Annotated in this window: 4 protein-coding genes; 2 read left to right on the top strand and 2 right to left on the bottom strand. The window is 68.8% G+C overall.

What is annotated here, in order from left to right:
* Window positions 1-15 precede the first annotated feature (15 nt).
* Complete coding sequence (locus GKQ77_RS30820) at window positions 16-558, top strand: helix-turn-helix domain-containing protein (protein ID WP_219692407.1); 543 nt, start codon at window positions 16-18, stop codon at window positions 556-558.
* 124 nt (window positions 559-682) lie between these two features.
* Here the strand turns inward: GKQ77_RS30820 and GKQ77_RS30815 are convergent, their stop codons facing one another.
* Window positions 683-886 (bottom strand): cold-shock protein, encoded by a 204-nt coding sequence (locus tag GKQ77_RS30815; RefSeq protein WP_219692405.1) that lies wholly within the window; start codon window positions 884-886, stop codon window positions 683-685.
* Between the two features lie 338 nt (window positions 887-1,224).
* On the opposite strand from GKQ77_RS30815, the gene GKQ77_RS30810 reads away from it, so the two are divergent.
* Window positions 1,225-2,079 (top strand): menaquinone biosynthetic enzyme MqnA/MqnD family protein, encoded by an 855-nt coding sequence (locus GKQ77_RS30810; protein ID WP_258022272.1) that lies wholly within the window; start codon window positions 1,225-1,227, stop codon window positions 2,077-2,079.
* A 12-nt stretch (window positions 2,080-2,091) separates the two neighbouring features.
* On the opposite strand, the gene GKQ77_RS30805 is transcribed toward GKQ77_RS30810, so the two are convergent.
* Window positions 2,092-3,069, bottom strand: a complete 978-nt coding sequence (locus GKQ77_RS30805) for an alpha/beta hydrolase (RefSeq protein ID WP_219692406.1) — start codon at window positions 3,067-3,069, stop codon at window positions 2,092-2,094.
* Window positions 3,070-3,077: the final 8 nt, after the last annotated feature.

The raw sequence follows: 3,077 nt of genomic DNA, 5'->3' as shown, positions 1-3,077 counted from the left end.
GCCCCGTCCTCCCGTATGCCCCGTGAGTGGGTCGCCACCGCCCTGCGCCGCGAGCGCGCGAAGGCCGGGATCTCCCTCTCCGAGCTGGCCAAGCGGGCCGGTATCGCGAAGTCCACGCTCTCCCAGCTGGAGGCGGCCACCGGCAATCCCGGCATCGAGACGGTCTGGGCGCTCGCCGTGGCGCTCGGGGTGCCGTTCAGCGTGCTCGTGGAGTCGCCCGCCCCCGCGGTGACGGTGATCCGCGCGGGCGAGGGCCCGTCCATGCGGGCCGAGAACGCGCCGTACGTGGGCACGCTGCTCTCCGCGGGACCGGCCGGCGTGCGGCGCGACATCTACCACGGGGCGATGGAGCCGGGCGCGGCCCGCGAGTCCGAACCGCACATCCCGGGCTCGGTGGAGCACATCGTCATCAGCACGGGCCGCCTACTCGCGGGCCCGCGCGACGAGACGGCGGAGCTGGGCGCCGGGGACTACATGTCGTACCCGGGAGACGTCCCCCACCTGTACGAGGCGCTGGCCCCCGGCACGACCTTCGTACTGATCATGCAGCACACGTAGGCGGAGAAAGGCAGGAGCCCCGCTTCTCCGCTCGCGCGAAGGAGCAGGGCTCCTTGGGTACTGCATCCATGTCCGGATCAAGTCACCGGAGAAATCACACACCCCACTCGCGCGGGGCGTCCGATCACACCGGGGTGACGTTCTCCGCCTGCGGACCCTTCGGGCCCTGCGTCACGTCGAAGGAAACGGCCTGGTTCTCCTCGAGGGAGCGGAAGCCGTTTGCGTTGATCGCGGAGTAGTGGACGAAGACGTCCGGGCCGCCGCCTTCCTGGGCAATGAAGCCAAAGCCCTTTTCAGCGTTGAACCACTTCACGGTTCCGGTAGCCATAAGCCCTCCTTGGGCCAAAGGGTTGCCCTGCTCCAGAACCAGCGATTGTTTAAACAACTGCGTAAGTCTGAAAACGACGAGAGCCTACGGAGTTACATGCTCCGCAGGCTCTGTACTGCAAGGGAAACCAAACTGCAACTTGCGGCGAGCTTAGCACGCAGGCAGGGGAATGCAATAGGGGGCAAGATCACGTCACCCGCAGGTTTGACGAGGCTCCCGGCGGGGTTGACGAGGGCCTCGTAAGGGACCCGGCGCCCGCACCGTACCGCATGGGGGCTAGCCTCCCCGATGTGGACAATTCTCCCCTGGACGCCTTCGCGGGAGCAGGCGCCGAACAGCTGCCCGACTCCCGTCGCACCCCCCGGCCGCGCGTCGGCCACATCCAGTTCCTGAACTGCATGCCCCTCTACTGGGGGCTCGCGCGGACCGGGACGCTCCTCGACTTCGAGCTGACGAAGGACACCCCCGAGCGGCTCAGCGAGCAGCTGGTGCGGGGCGAGCTGGACATCGCGCCCGTGACGCTCGTGGAGTTCCTCAAGAACGCCGACGACCTCGTCGCCTTCCCCGATCTCGCGGTCGGCTGCGACGGGCCCGTGATGTCCTGCGTGATCGTCTCGCAGGTGCCGCTCGACCGGCTCGACGGGGCGCGGGTCGCCCTCGGCTCGACCTCGCGCACCTCGGTGCGGCTCGCCCAGCTGCTGCTCGCCGAGCGGTACGGCGTGCAGCCCGAGTACTACGCGTGCCCGCCCGACCTGGGCCTCATGATGCGGGAGGCGGACGCCGCCGTCCTCATCGGTGACGCGGCGCTGCGCGCCAACCTGATCGACGCGCCCCGCCTCGGCCTCGACGTATACGACCTGGGCGAGATGTGGAAGGAGTGGACGGGCCTGCCGTTCGTCTTCGCCGTCTGGGCCGCCCGGCGCGACTACGCCGAGCGGGAGCCGGAGGTCGTGCGGGCGGTGCACAAGGCCTTCCTCGCCTCCCGTGACCTCTCCCTGGAGGAGGTCACGAAGGTCGCCGAGCAGGCCGCGCGCTGGGAGTCCTTCGACGCCGGGGTCCTGGAGCGGTACTTCACGACGCTCGACTTCCGCTTCGGCCCGGCCCAGCTGGAGGGCGTCACCGAGTTCGCCCGCCGGGTCGGCGCGACGACGGGCTTCCCGGCGGACGTACGGGTGGAGCTGCTGAAGCCTTAGCGGGGTCAGGGGTCAGGCGTCCGGGATCGGCGCCTGCATGTGCTCGCTGATCCACTGGATGGGGCCGTCGGCCATGGCCGGGACATAGGTGCGGGCGTTGTGCTCGCCGCCCTGGATGACGTTGAGGCGGGTCTTCACGGGCCCCTTCCCATACGTCTTGATGAACGACCGCAGGCTCGCCCGGCCGGACTCCCCGGAGCCGATCTGGAAGGCGAGGTCGACCTCGGGCCCCTTGCGCTCGACGAGGCGCCGGGCCAGCCTGCCGGGGTCGTTGGCCCGGCGCTCCTTCTCGTGCCCGGCCCAGAGCGGGGAGTCCGGAACGGTGTCGGGTCCGCTGGCGATGACGGCGCGGAACTTCTCCGGATGCTTCAGCACCGACTTCAGCCCCACGAAGCCGCCGGACGACGAACCCATGAAGGCCCAGCCGTCACGGGACTTGAAGGTGCGGAAATTGGCCTTGACGAAATCGGGGACGTCCTCCGTCATCCACGTACCCATTCGGGGCTGCCCCGGTATATCGCTGCCGTCGTAATAGTTCTTGGCGTCGGGATTGAGCACCGGCATCACCACGACGAACGGCAGGCTCTTGCCCTCCCGTGACCACTTGGCGATGCTGCTCTCCAGCTTGAGGTCGGTCCCCATCCAGTAATTGTTGGGGTAGCCGTTGCCGCCCGGCAGGGCTATCAGTATGGGAAAGCCACTCTTCGCGTACTTCGGGTCGAAGTACTGCTTCGGCGCCCAGACCCATACCTTGCCGGTGAATCCGGACTTCTTTCCCTTCAGTGTCGTCACGCCGATCTTCGTGCCGTCCTCCAGGGTGCTCTCCGTGGTGAACGCGGACTTCGGTCCGGTGGGCAGCAGCGTCTTGCCGGCCGCCGCGCCTTTCCCGCCTTTCGCGCCGGGCGTCGCCTGCGACGACTCCGGGCCGTCGAATGTCACCGGGTCACCCTTGTCGGAGGAGCAGGCCGACAGGAGCAGGGCCGAGGCCAGGGCGGCGG

The sequence above is a fragment of the Streptomyces anatolicus genome (genome assembly GCF_019400875.1).
GTDB classification, from domain to species: Bacteria; Actinomycetota; Actinomycetes; order Streptomycetales; family Streptomycetaceae; genus Streptomyces; species Streptomyces anatolicus.
Note: the sequence above shows the minus strand (reverse complement) of the source record. Positions and strands in the feature narration are given on the sequence as shown.